The following is a 21,064-nucleotide window of genomic DNA, read 5'->3' on the forward strand; positions in this document are numbered from 1 at the left end:
GATTTAATAATCAATTTTATTTTACCTTACAAGATTATAAATATATTACACCTATTATTTTTTCAATATTATTTTCTGTTTTATTGGGATTAAAAATAAAAGACATAATATATTTCAATGTGGGGATAATCTCGGTAACTATTTTTCTTTTGATTTCCCAGAAACTTTTCTTCGGTATAATCAAATCCTTTTAATCAAAGGTGATTTTCAAAAATCACCTATACTATTACATTGTTGAGACCATCAATCCTTTATTCAGTTGGAAAAGACAAAGAAATTTACTTCTACCACTAACATGGTTTGGCTTAATGAAGATTAATAGAAGAACAATTAGAAAAGACTATTGAATACAATGATTAACAACTTTAGATAAATGTAAATAGATCAAAATTATAAAAAGTCCTACTAGAGAGTTAAGTAGGACTTTTGTTTATGGAAATTTCTTGGGTAAATATTCTAAAAATGAAAACAAAGGAGCGAAGCATAACATGAAGATTTGTATTTGTGATGATGATATATTGCATAGTATGAAATTGGAAGAAATTATCCTTGATTACACAGAAAAATTTCACAATTTATTAATTGATATTGATGTTTTTTCTTCTCCAAATTCACTAATTAAAAGAAAAGATTTAGGTGAGTTTGATTATCAAATTTTATTTTTGGACATTGAAATGAACGAGATGAATGGAATCGATGTGGCCAGAGAAATAAGAAAACAGGATAGAAATTTATTAATTATATATGTAACTAGTTACAATAAATATACAATTGAAAGTTTTGAAGTTTCTCCTTTTCGTTATCTATTAAAACCTGTAGATTCTAAAAAAATAAAGCATGTCTTATCAATTGCAATAGATGAAATTATGTTAAATAATCAATATTTATTTTTTAAACTTCAAAATATACAGTATCAGATAAAATGCGTTGATATCATTTCTATTTCTTCAGAAAATGGAAGAATGATTCGAATTATTACCTGTAATGGAGAAAAATCAATTTTATTCTATGGAAAAATTAAAGAACTTGAGAAGAAGCTTAACCCTTTGACGTTCGTGAAAGTAAACCAAGGAACAATTGTTAATTTAAATTACATTTATATTATTTCAGGTAGTGAAATATATTTATCTAATAATGATATATTAACTATTAGTAGAGGTCAGAAAAAGATTGTTAAAGAGACATACCATGAATTTATATCGAAAAAGTTAGAAGGTTAATAATGGGATTACTAATCTTTTTATTTTTGTTATTTAATTCAGTGTGTATTCAAACTATATCCGTATATTACTATTTTACGGGGTTTCTAAACCTTAAGATAAAAAAGAAAACTTATTTATTGGAGTTAAGTTTACTAATAATTTTAACGAAAGTTTTATCTGAAAATATATTAATACCTTACCGGATTCTTTTGTTTATTTTTATATTGATATTAATTGTGAATTTTTCCTTCTATGGCCGACTTTCAAAAAAGTTATATCACTCTATATTTTTTGTGTTCATATATACTCAAGTGGAATTAGGCTTATCTTTGACAACTCATATACACGGGACCAGCCTTAAAACAAATTTAATTTATCCATTATTAGCCTACTTTGGTCTGAATTTTATATCACTTGTCATTGTAATAATAATAACTAAACTATTATTATATTTTAAAGTTGATCATGAAATTGGACTGAGCAATATTGAGTATATACTTTTAACCATTGTTCCAACGTTATCTACAGTTATTACTATTTGGATTACTAGTTTTAATAGAACAGACCAAAAAATTGCTTTTTTATTTTTTTTATTGATAATTAATTTTTGTACTATGAAGATCTATGATAATTTAATTAGAAAAAATTATCTGATTCAAAAATATATGTTGATTGAAGAACAGAATAAATATTACGGTGAGTATCTTGATAAACAAAAGGAATTGATTAGATTAAATCACGATTTAAATAATCTTTTAGTAAACTTAAATACATTAATTTTATGTAATGAAATAGATGAAGCTAAAAAACAGCTAAATGAATTAATAGACATAAATGGAACCTCTTCATACAATAATTTTACTGGTTGTATATCTATTGACTCGATATTAAATAGTAAATTAGAGAAAATTAAGAGAAACGATATACATTATGAATTAAATTTACAAATTCCAATTGAAATAGACAATATTCATAATTCTATTGATTTAGCTGCAGTCTTAGGAAACTTATTAGATAATGCAATAGAAGCTGTTTTAAGGTTACCGGATAAAATTGAAAAAAAAATAGATATAAATTTAAAATATTTGGAAGGGAAATTATTAATTAAGATTATAAATACTTCAAAATCCTTTGAAATAAATTTTTCAAATGGAATATTGAAATCTGAAAAAAAAGTTAATCGATATGGTGTGGGGATTAGTAGTATTAAAGAAAGAGTAAGTAAGATGAATGGCTATTATGATTTTTCATATAAGGATGGGTTTTTTCATGCTCTTGTGATTATACCTATGTGATAAAAGTATAAAACAATATGTTTTATGCTTTTTTTATTTCAATTTACGACAGTAAAGTTTACAGATTACTGCACTTTATAATTTTAATAGGAAAAATGATATTAAATAAATAATAAGGAGATAGCTTAGGGAAGAAGGTAGGGAAGAATTTGAAGTCTGAAGTAGAAACTCTAAAAAATTACACTTTATGATCTATAATGGATAAATTATCCAAATTGGAATATTACTAGGAGGCTGTTATGATTAAATTAATTAAAAACGTAACTATTATAACAATAGCTGCAACGATATTAGGTTCCATTATTCCTATGAAATCCCATGCTGAAGAGATTTCGAAACCAAGTAACGAAAAAACTATTAATCAAGTAAGTACACAATCTAGTTTAACAGCACCGTCTATTATTCAAGGTAGAGCGGTAAATACTAAGTATACTCAGATGCCTATACCTACAGTTGAAGCATATTCTAATGAAGATGGTACAGGGACAGGATATTTAGATATTTCTTGGGAACCTATTGAGGGGGTTACAAAGTATCAAATTATATTATTTAACGGTTCTGTACACTCCTACTGGGATGTTCCTGCCGACCAAACAACATGGACAACTAAAGACAAAGGAATGTTTCCTACCTCTGAACAAATTGAAGTAGGACAAGTTAATTTTAGAAGAGATGGAAAAGGGACAGATTTTGTAGCTGATCCTTCTATCCTCTATAAAAAAGCGTTTGAAATTAATGGCGGACTTAATTACTCCGATAGTTCAGAGTATTATGTAAGGATTACGGCAGTTCATGAGGATGGTGCAAGTCCTATTTCTTTTGCAGCTAATACATTAATTCCGTTTTACGATCATAACCAAGAAGACGGAAATGTTGATATTGTTGCAAATAATCTAGATTTTGCTCAAACGAATCGATTACTAAATTTAGGATTTACTGATTCAGAAATCGAATCAATGTCTAATGAAGAGTATGAGATTAATAAAGACTTACAAGGTGAGGTTATTAGCTCAAAAACAAATTATATTAAAATTATTGAACCTCGTGAGACTATTGCATATTCGATTTCAAATAATGAACCTATTTTAATAGAATTAGACGTAGCAACTTATTATGATGAAATTAATAAATTAAACGACAATCTAATTTCTAGAGCAAGTAGTGATTTTTCAACTACATCTTATAAAAAAATGACTACTACTATTACCAAGTTATCATCAAAGGAATATAGATTAAAAAATAGTGTAGTCTGGTCTAAACTACCAAGTCAAAGATATTTAGATGTTATAGGTATAGGTATTAATTCATCTTTCTGGGCACCTAATCCAGGTACTCAGTATGGTCAACAGAATTGGACAACTCAACCTACAATAGGAAACCCATCAAAAAGTAAAAGTGCTAAATATACCAAAGATAGTAATAATTGGAAAAAGGGTGCAGGGGGCTACGCACTAAAAATTAACCTTCCTGATAACAAGGCTAGAGGTATTGATTCGGAATATTTAAAGACGTTATCGAGTTATATGTATTATTCTGTAGGTTCTCTTACAAACACTAGAAGATTAGATGCATACGGGAATTATGCACATCAAAACAGTAGTTATACTTTAGCACCTTCAATAGCTTTATCGGGGATTAGTTTTTCTGTATCACCGGCTAAAAAGTTTTCATTTCATCCGGATACCCACGCTAGTATAACTTGGTGACTATGAAAAAAACATTTTTCATATATATATATAATTTAGCCATTTGGATATCTTGGTTAGTTTACTATTTTATGTATTTTAAAATTTCAATGCTTCAGGTTAGTCCTTGGGGAATACATAATTTAGAAAATATTACTCTACAAATTGCATTGATATTCCTACCTTTAATCGGCCTTATATCAGCATTTTTAACAAGTAATAAAATTATATGTATTATTATTTTAATTATAAATTTATTTATTGTTTATTTTAATTCATTTCCATTAATCGTTAGTTGGTTACAATATATCAAGTTGTTATAGGTATCTATTTGACAGGTAGAAAACGTTGGTTAGAGTCCAGTTGTGATCATTAATACAATTTATATTTACAGAGCCTGCCCTCTTGGGATAAGGCTCTTTTTGTGGACGGGCAGTCGCATATATGTTGATTGAAGAGCAGAATAAATATTACGTTGAGTATCTTGATAAACAAAAGGAATTGATTAGAATAAATAACGATTTAAATAATCTTTTAGTAAACCCAAAAAACAGCTAAATGAATTAATTGATATAAATGGATCTTCTTCAAATTCACTGGCTGTATATCTATTGGCTCGATATTAAATAGTAAATTAGACAAAATTAAGAGAAACGATATTCATTATGAATTAAATTTACAAATTCCTAATGAAATAGAAAGTATCTTAATGTTATTGATTTAGCTGCAGTCTTAGGAAATTTCTTAGATAATGCAATAGAAGCAGTATTAAGGCTTCCAGATAAAATTGAAAAGAGAATAGATATAAATTTAAAATTTTTGGAAGGAAAATTATTAATTAAGATGAGAAATACATCAAAACCCTTTGAAATAAATTTTTCAAAAGGAATTGAAATCTGAAAAAAAGTTAATCGGAATAGTGTGGGGATTAGTAGTATTAAAGAAAGAGTAAGTAAGATGAATAGCTATTATGATTTTTCATATAAGGATGGGTTTTTTTAATCTCTTGTAGTAATACCTATGTGATAAAAGTATAAAACATTATGTTTTATGCTTTTTTTAATTCAATTTACGACATAAAAGTATACAGATTAATACACTTTATAATTTTAATACGAAAAATGATATTAAATAAATATAAGGAGATCGCTTAGGGAAGAAGGTAGGGAAGAATTTGAAGGTTGAGATTAAGAAAACTAATAGAATTAATGTATTATTGATTTGTCTTGGTATATCTATACTTACTGCATTTTTTCTCCTAATATTGATTGTTCTATTTAGCTTAATAGCTATTCCTGAAAGCAATTGGAGTATGACTGTAAATCTTACCTTACCTACTTTTTTAGCATTGTACTTAATCCCAAGGTTTTGTGTATTCTTCCTATCTACAAATAAGAATGATTTTAATATGAGTACTCGAACAGCTACTAGTTATTTTGTATTTTTATCTTTGTTTAGCTTTTTCTTATTAATGTACGCTCATTTTTTTGGAGATCAATTCGATAACAAAGCAGTGTTAATAAGTTTAATCATTCATTTTTTAGTGGTGAGTATAGGAGAAGAGTATATATATAGAAATCTTATATTGAATACTTTGAGAAGAAATTATAATAATTTCTTGAGTATTATGATTAGTGCACTAATGTTTGCCTTTGTATTACATAGTAACGAAGATTTTTCGATAAATTTGTTAGTTCGATTTCCATTAGGGATACTTTTTGGATTAATTGCCGTAAAAACAAAGGATATTAAAAACTCTGTGTTAGCACATACAATCTATAACTTATTACTAATAGCTAGTTGAAGGGAAAGTTTTGATATGAAAATAGTATTTAGGGTATTGTTTGTAATTTCTACAATGTTACTGTTAATTAATTTGGGGTATATATACAAGTTTATGAATAATTTAAATCTCATTACGTTTTTGATACTGGTAGTGTTACTTCCTAATTTATTGTTTTCGATCTGCATAGCTAGTTTAGCTCCAGATATAAAATTTAAGAATAATCTATCAAAATTGATGATTTTAAGTAGTTTATCACTAATTTTTACGCTAATAATCTATCAATTGTTAAATATGACTAGTAGTTCAATGGCAGCAATTATAGAAAATACGAAACTACTAAATGAAACTTCCGATTCAATAAGTTTATCTAACATTAGTTATGAGAACGATATGTCATCCTACATCTTTATGTTGTTATTAAATTTAACTTTGATTTTCGTTTTTACAAAATTATTTAACAAGTTAAAGGAGAAAATTAATGTTCGTAAATCCAAGTAATATTGTTAGCAGGATAAAAAAAATTGATATGCTTGTTAATTTAGAAAATGGTGCTGTGGTTGGTTTAGATCAAGAAGGACTAAAATTTTATAATGAGTTAAAGCAAGGGGATTATCAAATAGCTAAAATTAACAATGAGAGTATTTCTACACTGTATAACTTTTTGTTAGAAAATGAATTTATCTCTTTTAAACCTTTTAAAAATAGAAAGAAAGAAGTTTTAACAGCTTATGTTCATTTAACAAATAAATGTAATTTACATTGTGTTGGGTGTTATTCATTGGACAGTAATAGAAATGTCGCACCAGATTTAAGTTATGAAGATTTATGCAAAGCAATTGGAGATTTGGCAGAAGTCGGTGTGAAAAACTTAGTATTTTCTGGTGGAGAGCCATTATTTAGAAAAGATATTGTAGAGTTGGTAAAGTTCGCCAAAGTGGATTGTTGTATAGAAGAAGTAGTAGTGATCACCAACGGTACCATTAATAGGACAGATATATTTAATGAACTAGCTATTTACGTAGATGCAATTTCTGTTTCTCTAGATACATATTCGGATGATTGTCCATCATTTATAAGAGATGAGGGAATCCATAATAAAATAATTAAAACGATTAAAAACTTAAAAGAGAACAATTTAAATGTTTCAATTCTACCAACACTTCATACTTTGAACTCGGATAACATGATTGATTATTTGAAACTAGCAGCACAATTAAATGTTGGTATCAGTTTTAGTATACTTTCTACTTGTGAAACGGAAGAGTTTAAAAGGTTTATGTTGTCACAAAGTGATTTAAAGGATATTTCTGACCATTTCTTAAATTATGGAGTAAATATGCTTGATTCGCCTATAAATAACACACTTGAAGGCAAAAATTATTGTGGCGCAGGAAAAAACATGTTGTCTGTAGGGACCAACGGAAATATTTATCCCTGTCACATGCTAATGGCTGAAGAGTACTGTTTTGGGAATATAAAAGAAGAGAGTATACAGAGTATGTTAGAAAATTCACCAGTTTCAAAGGAATTTTCTACCTACGAAGTAAACCAAATTAATGGTTGCAGTGATTGTACATTCAAATATCTTTGTGGTGGAGGATGTAGAGCAAGGGCATACATGCTTAAAGACGATATAAAAGTTAAAGATCCATACTGTATTTTATATAAAAACTATTATCATAAGTTAATAGATAGGATTGTAATTGGAATAGAAACTTAATATTAGGAGTTGAGAAGATGAAAAAATTAATCTTCTATGGCGCAACTAATATTGAAATAGAAGAAAAGAAATTGTCACTAAAAACTAGAATTCATGTAAAATACTTACTTTCACATCATGGAGAATTATTAATTCATGATGATGGAATTGAGTTTAAAGATTGGAAAACGATTAATTGGCACAATATTCTTGATTTGAAATTGGGAAATGATAGCACAGTTAGTTCAAAATTATTCATGACTCAATCTAGACTATTTTTCCTAAAATCCGCGCAACCGATAAAGATGTCATTAATAAATAATGAGGTTATCTATTTTTACGTAAATTGGAATTTTGTTACAGGGTTAAGTGATAACAATCACATAATGAAATTAATTAAAGATAAAATCGTTTAGGTTTATAAGTAGATCCTTAGCCTTTGCAAAAAAACTTAAATTTATTAAAAAGGGGTGATATGCATGTTATTTTTCTCTAAAAAAGTTAATAAGGCCGGTTGTGCTTCTGTTGGTGCAATAATTTGTGGAAGCGTTGGATACAACGGTAAAAAATGGAGCGTTTAGTAATTAAAAGAGAGTATCTATGAAGTTGCACGATTTCGTAGGTGCTCTCTATTATTTAAACGGAAATTGGAGGTTATAACATTTGAAGAAATATTTGATGAACCAGAAATTTCAGGTCCTATTACTGATCGTAATTACCACACTAAATAGCTTAATTAGTATGGTCTTCATATATATTATCCAAAAAGTTGTAGATGCCTTAACTAATACAAATACAACATTACTTTATCAAATGATCATGTTGTTTTTTACTTTCTTAATTATTAACTATCTATTAGGATATCTTTCTAATTTACAGGATGCAAAATTATCTCGAAATATACATATTGAACTAAAGAAGGATCTATTCCAAGCCATGATATTTCAAAAGTATAGTGAGTTTAAAAAAACAACAATTGGACAAAAAATTAATATTTTTGAAAATGATATAGAGATGGTAGAACAGTATTATTTTAATAATTTATATGTAATTATTCAAAGTTTTACATTGTTAATTTTTTCATTAAGCTATTTAGTTATACTCGATCTGTTTTTAGCTATAGCTTTAGTCTTCAGTGCAATTTTAATATTAATCATCCCTATATTTGTTAGTAGAAATATTGATGAGGCAAGTGATAATTACTCTATTAAAAAAGGATTATTTATAGCAAAATTAAAAGATTATTTTTCTGGAATAGACATTGTAAAGGCTTATAAAGTAGAAAAACAAGTGAATGATAATTATGTCCCAATTCTAAATAGTCTTGAAGGCAAGTTGTTTACTCTAAGAAAAAAAATTGGATTGTACAATCAAACTATGATTACAGGAAACTATGTAATTATTGCTATTTGCTTTTCAATAGGAGGAATTATGACGATCTTAGGAAGAATTTCGTTAGGTCAATTAATTGCTATTACTCAAATAATGAATTTTATTATACAACCGATGGGAGCAGTCAGTTCTGCGTTCTTAGAAATAAAGGGAAGTAAAAAAATTCGAAATAGGCTTACTAATATTATCGTAAAGAATAAACCAGAAAATAATCCTTTCATACAAAACGATGTCGGAGCATGTTTTAAAGAGATAGAACTCAAAAGTGTAAACTATTCAACTGATGATAATCTATTTTCATTAAATAACATAGATATAAAAATTAAGTCGAATAAAAAGTATGCAATTGTAGGATCTAGTGGAAGTGGGAAAACAACTTTATTAAAATTACTTGCTAATCAATTAGATATAAATTCAGGAGAAAGATTAATTAATGGTAAAAGTTACGATGCATACGAAGAATACTTAATAAATAATATATCTTTTGTTCATCAAGATCCGTTTATTTTTAATGATACTTTGCTAAAAAATATTACTTTATACAAGGACTATGATGTGGATTTGTTAGATGAAGCTATCAGAACTTCGCTACTTAATGAATTGATAAATAAAGAAACTACTTGTTTAGAGTCTTATTGCTTAGAAGGGGGAGCGAATTTGTCTGGAGGAGAAAAGCAGAGGATCTCTTTATCAAGGGCAATTTTAAGAAATACCCCAGTATTAATGTTTGATGAGATTACATCTGCACTTGATACCGAGAGTAGTAAGTATATTGAGCAAAAATTACTAAAATTAGAAAATAAAACGATGGTATTTATCACTCACAAACTAGAGCAAGATTTTTTAAAGAGTCTAGATTGGATTTTTTATATAGACAAAGGGCACTTAATTGAACAAGGCAATTTTGAAACTTTAATAAAAAATAAAAGTTATTTTTATGATCTTTATAATAGTTAGAAGGTGATAATTCTATGAGTTATTTATTGGAGATAAAAAACTTGAAAAAAGCATACAGCGGTAACGTAGTTTTAGATGATATATCATTTGTGATTAATTCTGGAGAAATTGTAGGTCTTATTGGTAGAAATGGTACTGGTAAAACCACCTTAATGAAAGCAATTTTAGGATTAATAAAGATAGATGAAGGACAAATTTTATTTAATGGAACAGAGAGCTATTTTAATAATAAAGACTTAATGAATTCAATTGGCTATTTGTTAGATTGTAAGCTATTTGAGTATTTAAATGCACATGACAATCTTCAAATACAGGAAATGTATAATAATACTACTTTAAAACAACAGGAACTTAAACAAAAAATTGATGAGATTTTAAAATTTGTTGAATTGAAGAATGATCGGAAAAAGGTTAGAGAGTATTCTTTTGGGATGAAACAAAGGCTAGGTCTAGCATTAGCTTTAATGGGAGATACAAAATTACTAATATTGGATGAGCCATTTGTTGGACTTGATCCAATTGGAGTTGAGAAGTTTAGAGAATTTATACATCGCATAAGTAAAGAAAAGGGTGTAGCAATTTTAATATCTTCACACCAATTATCAGAAATTGAAAATATGTGTGAAAGATATTTGTTTATATCAGAACAAAAACTAGAAAACTATATTAATAGTAAAGATAAGGAAATTACATTAACAATTAGTCAGATAACCCCTAATTTTATCGGGAAACTTAAGGAACTTAATCGAGAAGCGGTAATTCATAAAAATAGAATTAGTTTCGGACATAGAAAAGATTATTTGAATCGCATTTTATTTCTAGTTTATCAGGAAAAATTAGAAATAAAAGATATAGAAATTAGCAATCTAAGTAAAATTAATAAATTATTTGATAGAAAGGTCTAAGCTGAATGAAAAAATTAATTGAAGTAGAATTTCTTAAACTACATAAAAGAAGACTATTCTTATTTATTTTATTATTCAATAGTATTGCTATTTTGTATGCGCTAGGAATATATTTTCATTGGAGCTGGGTTTCTATTGTTGGGAAGTTTGACTTAATCCAATTTACTGGTGCAATTTGGCAGCTACTTTTCTTAATTGGAATCCCGTTGATATTATTCATGTACGTAGGGGCAAGTATTATTGGATCGGAAAGAATTGAAGGACAAATACTTTTAGAAGTAACAAGAGTTGCTGATCGAGGACGATTAATTTTTGCTAAATTTAGTGCAATGCTGGGAGTTATATTATTTTATTTTCTTTCCAACTTAGTCATAACGATCGTTAGTTATGCATTAATCGTAAGAAGTACAGACTATGCAACAAAGGAATGGATCATTCTTGATAGCGATAACAAATCATTAATTTTTTCCAGTTTAGCGGTGTTGTTTTATCTAATACTCTCGATATATATAGTAATGAGTATCTCTGTAACCAAAAGTGCAATCGTATCAACAATTTCTGGAATTGTTCTTTATGTTTTATTATCACTTGGTACGAGAATATCTGGAATCCAAGAACTGGTACCTGGGTATTTAGCTTTAAATTCAAATGCAAATATTAATGTTGTATCAATTGTTTACCAATTAATTGTTAGTTTATTGATTTCTTATTTGGCAGTGCAGTTTGCTAGTATTAAATTTAAAAAAATAGATTTGTAATGTCTGAGTTTATAGTTTAAAAAATAACTGAAGCAATAAAAAAAAGGAGTGCTAAAACATAGCATTCTTTTTTTGTTTCGTAGTTATGATACCCCAATTTTGGGGAGTCACCCTCGCAATCTTTTAGATTCTAGCAAATTGTTTTAGGTGGGTATACCGAAATGGTAGGACATCATTCTAACTATTTTTATTGCAAATAACAAATAGACTTATTTTTTTGTAACATCAATAAAAACATCTTAGGATAAGAAAGTTTTTTATCCTTGAAATAGATCATTACCTGTTTGTCCAATCTAACTCTCTCTTAACCACATACTTTATATCATACGAATTAAAGGGGTGATATAATGTTTCGTATTGTTGATTATCAAGCAACAGAACCAATTCGCATGGTTAACAATGATAAACCAATTGCTATTCCTCATTCCCCGAAACGTATTGTACTAGCATCTATCGATATAAAAATACCTTGTAGAAATGCATGTAAAAATCATGTGGAATTAATTGCGACAGTAGGTGTTCAAGGGTTAATTGAAACATCACAAATTTTATTTAAAATCTTTCGTGATGGTAAAGAAATCTTTAGAGCTCAAAATGGAATTGAATCTGATCCTACATCAGAGGTTAATTATATTGTGACATTCCAAGCTATTGATAAGAATGTAGGAGAGGGAAGACATCGTTATCAAGTAACAGCTGAGAATATTACAAGTGGCACAGAAGCAGCTGTTGTAGGACCAATCTCGTTTAGTGGTTTAGCAGTAGGTCGTGATGACTGTGATGATTAAAGTTTCAAGGCAACCTTAGACTACCCGTAATCGTAAGGTCATCCAATACCCCTTTTTGTTAAGGGGTATTTTTTTATATTTAAATTTATTAATCGATAGGACAATGGAAAAGAAAGATTTTTAAAGATAAAGAATTAGTGAATTCAAATGCCTACATATTAGATTGTAAACTATTAATTTAAGTATTTAAATGCATATGACAATCTTCAAAACAGGAAATGTATAAAAATACCACTTTAAGACAACAGGACATCAAATAAAAAATTGATGAGATTTTAAAATTTGTTGAATTGAAGAATGATTGGAAAAAGGTTAGAGAATATTCTTTTGGGATGAAACAAAGGTTAGATCTGCATTAGCTTTAATGGTGATACAAAATTACTAATATTGGATGTGCCATTTGTGTAGCAATTTTAATATCTTCACACCAATTATCAGAAATTGAAAATAAGTGTGAAAGATATTTGTTTATTTAGAACAAAAACTAGAAAACTATATTGATAGTAAGTATAAGGAAATTACTTTAACATTTAATAAGATTACGCCTAATTTTATTGAGAAACTTAAGGAAATAAATCGAGAAGGAGTAGTTCATGAAAATAAAATTAGTTTCGGACATGGTGAGAATTATTTGAATCGTATTTTATTTCTAGTTTATCAGGAATAGTTAGAAATATTATTTCTTTCGGTTTTCTTAATAAGGTATTAAGTTTTGGTTATGGATTGTTAATTTAGATCATTAATACATAAAAGTAAAGAGCTAGTTTTAAACGTTTTTATATCAGATAAAAATGTATAGATAGAAACATAAATTATTAGAGTTGAAATTCTTATGATTTAGAATTTTTTAAATATATTCAATCTTTTCAGGAAAAATATGTTAATATTCAGCTATAGATTAATTTGTTTTGGAGGTAGGTTATGAGTTCAATAACTGATGAGAGTGTTGAAAATACACTCACTATAGCAAGCATAGATATTGAAAAAGAGATTCAAAGAATTATGGTTTTAATGGAAAAAGAATCTGATAAAAAATTAGAGGTTGTTAGGCACTACTTACTTAGACATCATGGAGTCAGAATTGGGATATCAGAAGTTGAAGATTTGATTACTTTTTTACGTTCTGATGAGGCTGATGATGATATCTTTATAGGATTATATGATGAACTTGATCAAACTTTCTCTAAAGGATATCCAAATTTTATATTTGAGTATAAATTGAAAGATAGAAATACCTTTAATGAATTAAAAGAAAAAATTGACCTTTGTCTTCCTATCGATATTGAAAAAAATTATAAAGACGATTCGTTTATATTTATTAAAAGAATAGGTAATGTGAGTATTATAGATGATTGTTTATTAAAATTTCCTGTAACTTATGAGAAATTTAAGGAACAAACGAGTTTCGGTGGAGGGAAAATTATGGGTGAATCGGAAATTAAAACATCATTTGATGTAGTATTTGATTCTACTCAAAATCTGTGTTACATACAATGTGGAGACAGAAATCACTCGAATGCAACACACAAAGTAATTCAAAAACATGTTACAAATATGTTTGAAACTTTTATTCCATTTTCAGTTATTAATAAAAAAAGAAATACAGTAGTGGAAAATGAATATGAACTTGATAAACAAACTATTATCTTACTTGACTACATTGAAGAAAGTATAAATATAAATGGACATGAAATTAATGATTATTTAAATGTTGCATTCTCAAATAAAAGGCAAGACAAAAAAATAAGATCGGTAAGGCTTGGAGGAAATAATTTATTAGAAAGTTTTGAGGTAGGAGATCGTATTAGGTTAGGTGATCAAATTAAATCTGTCCGATTCCAGTTACGATTTAAAACTAATAGTGATACGTTCGAAATTGTTAATGTTTCCATTGATTTTCAAGCTACCATTAAGATCCAATACACAAATATTCAGAATACCATGAATGTCTTTTTGATAAACAGACATTTAATTACAACTTTGACTAATTCCTTAAATAAATTATATGAAGAACAAGAAGTTCTCGAGAACTTGCGTACCATTATTGCAAAAGCTAAAGTAAGAGACTCGATATTTCTTACTAATGTGTTAGGGAAGGTTAAAGATGATATCAATCAATTATCTTTAGTTGAATCAGACAGGTTAACTGTTTTGGGAGTGATAAACAGGTACATAACTGAGGAGTGATAAATCTTGAGGTATAGTAATGGGTTTTATCTATTTCAGATAAACCAAATAAATTCATGTGAAATAGAATCTATTAATTATTCCCATAATTGGAAATTTATTAAGAATGTTGCAAATTTTAATTGTTATACCTTTTCGTATTTAATTACAAGTCAAATGTATGTAGAGTTTGATGAAGCGTCGGTTTGGATAGATGAAGCAAGACGATTATTAATCGTATTTACTAGGGACGAAAATATTTTGAAATATGTATTTCAAGGTTTGAATATGAAATTCCATATGAATTGTATTCCGTTTGACCTTGGTTTACATTCATTTTTATTAAAAGACGGCAAGAATGTAATAACATGTAAATATAATGACACCAGTTCTAATAAAGTTATTACATCTTTAATTCGTACTGATTCGGAAAGAATTAAATTAATAGAAAAATTATTAAACGGAGAAATAAATGGAATTCTTGAAAATTGTTATTGATTTGTTGAATATTGTGTATGATGAATTAAAAGTTCAAGTTTTACTAGCAAATGAAACTGTGGAATATACTAGTTGGTTAACAGCTAGTATATTTTCAGTATTAGGAGTATTTACAATTTTTTTGTCACATCAATATCAGAATCATACATCCGAACTGACAAAATTATTCTGGACAATGAAGAATAATGTAATAAAAAAGGACGAAGATGAATTTAGACAAAATATTATTGATTTTGAATATTTAAGTAAAACCCCTTCGGTTATTTTAAATGCAGTAAATACCAGTTTAGTTATACTTAAAATATTAGTACCGGTTTGGATAATATCTGGAATTTCGATGACATTAACATTATTAACCAAAAAGGGACAAGTACATTATTTATCAATGATGCTAACATTAATAGTAACAGGACTTTTTGTTTTTTTCTCTTTAAAATTGGCTGATATAATATCCAAGTTGAGTGATTCGGAAGAAGAAGGGGTTCAACTACAAAATTTAACCGATTTATTTAATGCAAATAACTTAATAAGGAAAAATTTTCCGATTGATATTTTTTTTAGTATGCACACAACTTCATGGGTCTTTCTGATTACTGGAGATTCACCTTTTACACAAATTCGAATTAATAATGAACACGGACTTTACAATTTTTCTACACTTTTATTCATGGAAGCAACTGGTTATGAAGTTTATATCAGTTTCCCGGTGATATTACAGCATAATGCCAAGTTACCAAAAGTAACAAATTGTATTTTAGAAGAACAAGCTAGAGTGGATATTCAAAGATTTTTTAATTGTGTACGTATAGCCGAAATAAGAGTATCCCAAATAATATTAATTGAAAATAAATATTATTATTTTAGTTGTGAAATTGAAAAGCAAAATGATAGTTTATTTGAAGTGACAAGGCTAGTGTCTAAACAAAAAATGGAGTTACCGACCGAAATAAAAATTGAATTTGAAAATAAAAAAAATGTATTTTATATGAACAAGGAGTATTAATTTAAAAAGTTTTTAATAGCTATTTTGATATAAGTTCTATAGTTACTGGTTACCAATGGTAAAAAATGAAAAAATATGAATTTTTTAAAGGTGAGAAAATCTGATTATTTTAAAAAGTAGAGTATATTCTTGATTTAAATCGTTTGAACTTATTTTACTTAGTCTTAATTTATATAAATATATAATTACAGAATATAATTCTACCATTAGTATAAGTAGGAGGTTTAACTTTTGATTAAACTAGATTTAGGGGAACCATTTAAAGCCTTATTAGATGAAAGAAATAAATTTCTAAATAATTCAGAGCATCGTTCACCAAACTATTTTTGGGATGAAATAAAAGGTCATTTAAACCGAAAATCACATAATAAATGTGCCTACTGTGAAATTAATTTGATGGATTGGGGTAAAATAGAACATTATAGACCAATTAATGGTGCAAGAGATTTGGATGGTAGAATTCATTCTGATTATTATTGGTGGCTCAGATATGAATGGAACAATCTTTTACCTTTATGTAAGAATTGCATTTCTCACAAAAGTAATAGATTTCCTGTAATTTCAGAACGTGTTCAAAGAGAAACATATGATAATAATGTTCTTGATAATGAAAAACCATTTTTAATCCATCCTGGAAAAGAAGATCCTGAAGAGTTCCTTCTATATGACTCTAAAGGGTATGTTTTTTCTAATGATAAACGAGCTCAAGTAACAATTGATATTTTAGGTTTAAATAGGAGTCAATTGGTTGAAGATAGAAGAAATGCTTTTGAAGTATTAGAAAATGTTTGGTTAAATTTAGTACAATTTTACAATAGCACGATAAAATATGATTCGAGTTTAAAAAGTAGATTAATTGTAAATGAAGCAATTGAGAATATAAAACGGCAGATTAAAGCAACTTCAGAGTTTAGTGGGCTTAAAAAATATTTTATTCGTTTATGGCTCTTGAAAAATTCCTCTATTCGAAGATATTTAATTTCAAAGGAACCTGCTATAGATGGGTTACTTCATTCAAGTCCAAAAATTATACATGAGAATAATTTGAATTTCAATTCATTTAAGCATCATGAAACAATGCTTGATAACTATGATATAAAAAATAGTGAAGATCGTACTATATATTTTGGTAAAAGAAGGTATATTGAAAGAATTGTAATAAGAAACTTTAAGTCAATTAAAGAATTAGATATTGAGGTTTCATTAGGAAAGAGTATGGAGTTTACAGCTCCTTGGTTAATGTTATTAGGTGATAATGGTACTGGGAAATCTACAGTATTGAATGCAATTGCATTAACTTTAATGGATGAAGAATCAAGGAAAAAGTACATAAATAATGCATCTAGCCTACTATATCCAGGAGCGAAAGAGGGATACGTATTAATCCATTTAAGTGGGAGTTATGACCCAATTATTATTAGATTTAATAAGGATAATAAAGACTTTATTTTAGAAAATAATGAATTTCAACGAGTTATTTTATTAGGATATGGTTCTACTAGACTATTACCTAAAAGTACATCTAGGAAAAAAGAACAATTTGGTTTATTACGTGTTGATAATTTATTTAATCCGTTACATTTTTTAACCAATGCAAGCAGACAGTTATATAACTTGAAACAAAAGGATTTTGAATATTTCGTTCCTGTACTTCAATCGTTATTAATGTTAGAAAATACCCCTATTATTAAAGATAGAAATGCGAAAAATAAAATAACTGTTCAATATAATGATAAAAAAACAATTTATATTGATGACTTAAGTGATGGATATCGCTCTATGATAGCGTTAGCAGTAGATATAATGATGTCTTTATGGAATCTCAATTGGACTCATAGGGACGGAGAAGCAATTGTACTTATTGACGAGCTTGATGCCCATCTTCATCCAAAATGGATCTTGCAAGTTGTTACCAGATTGCGTAATACTTTTCCAAATTTACAATTTATAGTAACTAGTCACGATCCGTTGTGTTTAAGGGGGTTAGACCAAAATGAGGTCGCTGTATTAAGAAGAGATATTGAAAATGAAGTTTTTTTAGAACGGGATCTTCCTCCTCAATCAATTATGGAAGTTGACACACTGTTAAAATCACAATTTTTCGGATTAAATTATACACTTGATCCACAAACAAACGAAGATTTTAATAATTATTATAAATTATTGACAAAATCCAATTTAACAGAGGAACAGGAAAAACAATTACGAATATTAAGAGAAAAGTTCATTTCCAATAAACACTTGGGTAATAATCCAAGAGAGCAATTGATGTACGAAGTAATTGATGAATATATGGCTAATTTACAATATAAGCCTCTAAATAAATTAAAAAATTTGAAAGATGAAACTAAGAAAAAAGTTAAAGAAATTCTAACTAGCATTGAAGGGATTGACTTCTAATATTATGATTTATATAAAACGTACTCAAGAACCTTCTTGCTTAAAGAAAGACACGCTATCTGCTGGATATCTGGAGACACAACGTGCAATCAGTCACTACTCAAGTAAAAAGACTGAAGAATTTAATTTTATTGTATATAAAGATGTAAAAGAAGAACTTGTGAATATGTTTAATGGAAAATGTGCATATTGTGAAACTAAAATTGTTGATACACAATATCCTCACATAGAACACTATCGTCCGAAGGGGAAAATTGTAGGTGAACCAATTAAAGATCCTGGTTACTATTGGTTAGCTAGTGATTGGGAAAACCTCTTATTAGCATGTCAAGTTTGTAACGGACAAGAATTTAAAGGTAATCACTTTCCGCTTAAAGTAACAGCAAATCGAGTTAAAGACCATACAGGGAATGTTGAAAACGAAGAACCATTACTAATAAATCCGTGTATTGAAGAACACCCTGAGGATCATTTTCGTTTTACGGATAACGGTGAAATAATTGGAATTGATGATTTAGGAAAAACTTCAATTGAAGTTTATGGATTACATAGACCAAATTTAATTCAATCTAGATTCGAACATTTGTTAGATATAAACCTCCATTTAGATAATTTACAAACATTAATAAATTTAATGGACGGTATAAATGAAGAATCGAAGTTTGATAAGGTTGTAGCGCAGATACGCAATATAATAAAACATTTGAAATCGTTTAAAAATGCTGAAGCTAAATATGCTGCAATGACACGTGATTTTATTGATAAAAGATTTATAGATTTAATACATTTACTCGAATAGTCATTATTTTACTTTCAATAGACAATGTTCACATGAAGTGAGAAAAGAACCTTAATAAAGGTTCTTTTTTTTAGGCTATGTTAAACGATAGTGTTGTTTTTTAGCAAAGAAAAAGGTCTGAAAGTTTTTCTAGTATTTCTTAATGAACTATACTTTTCGTTATTGAAGTAGTAAATACTCAATAAACATAACTTCCCAATTGTCAAATAATATTATCTTTTTAATTTTTTGTAACTGTGTTATCGAGAGTTACGTACACTTGTTTTTTGATTAAATTTCTTTTGATTTTATTTTTTTGGCAGTAAAGTAGAACTTTTTTCGGAATCGTTCTTATTTCTTTATGGCTTAGTTAAAGCAAAAATATAGCAACAACAGTAGTAACCACCAACCCAATCAAAACAGGCAACAAATTCCGCCTAGCCAACTCAAACGGACTAACATTACAAATAGCCGCCGCAGGAATCAACGCCCAAGGAATCAACGTCCCACCACCAACCCAAATCGCCGCAATTTGCCCCATAGCAGTCAAAGTTGCAATCCCATGACCGATCGCCGTAGCAAATAATGAAGCAACTGATCCAGCAAGAGAAATTCCAGAGAATCCAGATCCATCTAAACCTGTAATTGCTCCAACTGTTGTCAATGTCACACCCGCAACTCCAGGATTTACCGGTACTGCATGCGCCAAAGCAAAGCCTAAATCATTCACAATTCCATTAGATCCTTTTGGCAAGTAATCCCCTATAATCGCTGTAAATCCACTATCCCCAAGATAGAAGAAAGCAGCAATCGGAATAACCGGACCAAACACTTTAAACCCAAATTTAAATCCATGAATTAAATAATTTGTTACTTCTTCAAAGCCTTTATTCTTATGTCCAAACATGGATAGGATCGAAAGGATTATTAGTGAAGTACCCCCGATTAATGCTGTTGCATCTCCACCTTGTAAATTGAAATGAACCATTGCCCAAATATCTACTGCGAAAAAAATGAAAACGAGAGCGGCCATCCATTTTTGTTGCGTAGAAGAAAGTAAATAGTCCTCAGTATTCGTATCTTCTTCAGGTAATTCTACTGTTAAAAGTCCTCTTTTTATATCACGTTTTAAGAAGTAAAAAGCAACTACAGTTGTCACAACACCCATTACGATCACAAGTGGAATACTAGCGTGTATTACATCTGAAACCGGAATGCCAGCCGCATCAGCTGTTAGTTTCGGGGCACCTTGAATTACGTAATCACTTGAAAGAGCAATACCATGACCGAACAAGTTCATCGCCATTGCAACACCTAATGCTGGTAAACCAACTCTTAAAGCAACTGGAAGTAAAACCGCACCAATTAACGCTACTGCAGGAGACGGCCAGAAAAACCAAGAGACAACCATCATCACAATACCAATCGTCCAATAAGCAAGTGTGGCGTTTCGCATCACCTTTGTAAATGGACTGATGAGTGCCTGATGCACTCCACTATCAGTTAAAGCTTTACTCATAGAAACAATAATCGAGATCACTAGAATCGTAGAAAGTAATTCAGTTATAGCGTATATGAAACTTGAAAACAAGATACTGACAGAACTTGAAAGTGACTCAGTTGCTACTAGACCAAGTAGGAAAATTCCTGCGAGGCAGACTAGGCTTGTGTCACGTCTAAGAATTAAAAATAAAATAATTAAACCTATAAATGCTACTAAAGCCAATGGATGGCAGTTAAATCGACATGCAT

16 protein-coding genes and 1 pseudogene are annotated in these 21,064 nt (G+C 28.5%); 16 read left to right on the top strand and 1 reads right to left on the bottom strand.

What is annotated here, in order from left to right; translation table 11 throughout:
- The first annotated feature begins 488 nt into the window (after positions 1–488).
- The 16 genes from ACFWM3_RS19060 (at position 489) to ACFWM3_RS19135 (ending at position 19,333) form a co-directional block, all read left to right on the top strand.
- A complete protein-coding gene (locus tag ACFWM3_RS19060) occupies positions 489–1,220 on the top strand; it encodes a LytR/AlgR family response regulator transcription factor (RefSeq protein WP_390312485.1) in 732 nt (243 codons plus the stop codon).
- A gap of 2 nt (positions 1,221–1,222) precedes the next feature.
- On the top strand, positions 1,223–2,497 hold the full coding sequence (locus ACFWM3_RS19065) for an ATP-binding protein (RefSeq protein WP_390312486.1): 1,275 nt from the start codon (positions 1,223–1,225) through the stop codon (positions 2,495–2,497).
- Positions 2,498–2,736: 239 nt separating this feature from the next.
- The gene (locus tag ACFWM3_RS19070; RefSeq protein ID WP_390312487.1) at positions 2,737–4,203 is read left to right on the top strand and encodes a hypothetical protein; all 1,467 of its coding nucleotides are present in this window, start codon (positions 2,737–2,739) and stop codon (positions 4,201–4,203) included.
- Between the two features lie 693 nt (positions 4,204–4,896).
- The gene (locus ACFWM3_RS19075; protein ID WP_390312584.1) at positions 4,897–5,082 is read left to right on the top strand and encodes a GHKL domain-containing protein; all 186 of its coding nucleotides are present in this window, start codon (positions 4,897–4,899) and stop codon (positions 5,080–5,082) included.
- A 274-nt stretch (positions 5,083–5,356) separates the two neighbouring features.
- Positions 5,357–5,986, top strand: coding sequence for a CPBP family intramembrane glutamic endopeptidase (locus tag ACFWM3_RS19080; RefSeq protein WP_390312488.1), 630 nt, complete (start codon positions 5,357–5,359; stop codon positions 5,984–5,986).
- A gap of 460 nt (positions 5,987–6,446) precedes the next feature.
- Positions 6,447–7,688 carry a radical SAM protein gene (locus ACFWM3_RS19085; protein WP_390312489.1) on the top strand — a complete coding sequence of 414 codons (1,242 nt, stop codon included), beginning with the start codon at positions 6,447–6,449 and terminating at the stop codon, positions 7,686–7,688.
- Positions 7,689–7,705: 17 nt separating this feature from the next.
- Positions 7,706–8,083 (top strand): hypothetical protein, encoded by a 378-nt coding sequence (locus ACFWM3_RS19090; RefSeq protein ID WP_390312491.1) that lies wholly within the window; start codon positions 7,706–7,708, stop codon positions 8,081–8,083.
- A gap of 247 nt (positions 8,084–8,330) precedes the next feature.
- Positions 8,331–10,016, top strand: a complete 1,686-nt coding sequence (locus tag ACFWM3_RS19095) for an ABC transporter ATP-binding protein (protein WP_390312492.1) — start codon at positions 8,331–8,333, stop codon at positions 10,014–10,016.
- A 14-nt stretch (positions 10,017–10,030) separates the two neighbouring features.
- Positions 10,031–10,921: an ABC transporter ATP-binding protein gene (locus ACFWM3_RS19100; protein WP_390312493.1), complete on the top strand. Its 891-nt coding sequence runs from the start codon at positions 10,031–10,033 to the stop codon at positions 10,919–10,921.
- A 5-nt stretch (positions 10,922–10,926) separates the two neighbouring features.
- Positions 10,927–11,679 (top strand): ABC transporter permease, encoded by a 753-nt coding sequence (locus ACFWM3_RS19105; RefSeq protein ID WP_390312494.1) that lies wholly within the window; start codon positions 10,927–10,929, stop codon positions 11,677–11,679.
- Positions 11,680–12,026: 347 nt separating this feature from the next.
- A complete protein-coding gene (locus ACFWM3_RS19110; protein WP_390312496.1) occupies positions 12,027–12,467 on the top strand; it encodes an exosporium protein C in 441 nt (146 codons plus the stop codon).
- 921 nt (positions 12,468–13,388) lie between these two features.
- On the top strand, positions 13,389–14,654 hold the full coding sequence (locus ACFWM3_RS19115; RefSeq protein ID WP_390312497.1) for a hypothetical protein: 1,266 nt from the start codon (positions 13,389–13,391) through the stop codon (positions 14,652–14,654).
- 6 nt (positions 14,655–14,660) lie between these two features.
- Complete coding sequence (locus ACFWM3_RS19120) at positions 14,661–15,131, top strand: hypothetical protein (protein ID WP_390312498.1); 471 nt, start codon at positions 14,661–14,663, stop codon at positions 15,129–15,131.
- Positions 15,106–16,134, top strand: coding sequence for a hypothetical protein (locus ACFWM3_RS19125; RefSeq protein ID WP_390312500.1), 1,029 nt, complete (start codon positions 15,106–15,108; stop codon positions 16,132–16,134). Before ACFWM3_RS19120 ends, ACFWM3_RS19125 begins: the two co-directional genes overlap by 26 nt.
- A 231-nt stretch (positions 16,135–16,365) precedes the next feature.
- Positions 16,366–18,534, top strand: a complete 2,169-nt coding sequence (locus ACFWM3_RS19130; RefSeq protein WP_390312501.1) for an AAA family ATPase — start codon at positions 16,366–16,368, stop codon at positions 18,532–18,534.
- A gap of 4 nt (positions 18,535–18,538) precedes the next feature.
- Positions 18,539–19,333, top strand: a complete 795-nt coding sequence (locus ACFWM3_RS19135) for an HNH endonuclease family protein (protein WP_390312502.1) — start codon at positions 18,539–18,541, stop codon at positions 19,331–19,333.
- A 349-nt stretch (positions 19,334–19,682) separates the two neighbouring features.
- Here ACFWM3_RS19135 and ACFWM3_RS19140 read toward each other — a convergent pair.
- Positions 19,683–21,064 (bottom strand): annotated as a pseudogene (locus tag ACFWM3_RS19140) (hypothetical protein).

Source organism: Gottfriedia sp. NPDC058432 (assembly GCF_042721555.1).
Taxonomy (GTDB): domain Bacteria; phylum Bacillota; class Bacilli; order Bacillales; family Bacillaceae_G; genus Gottfriedia.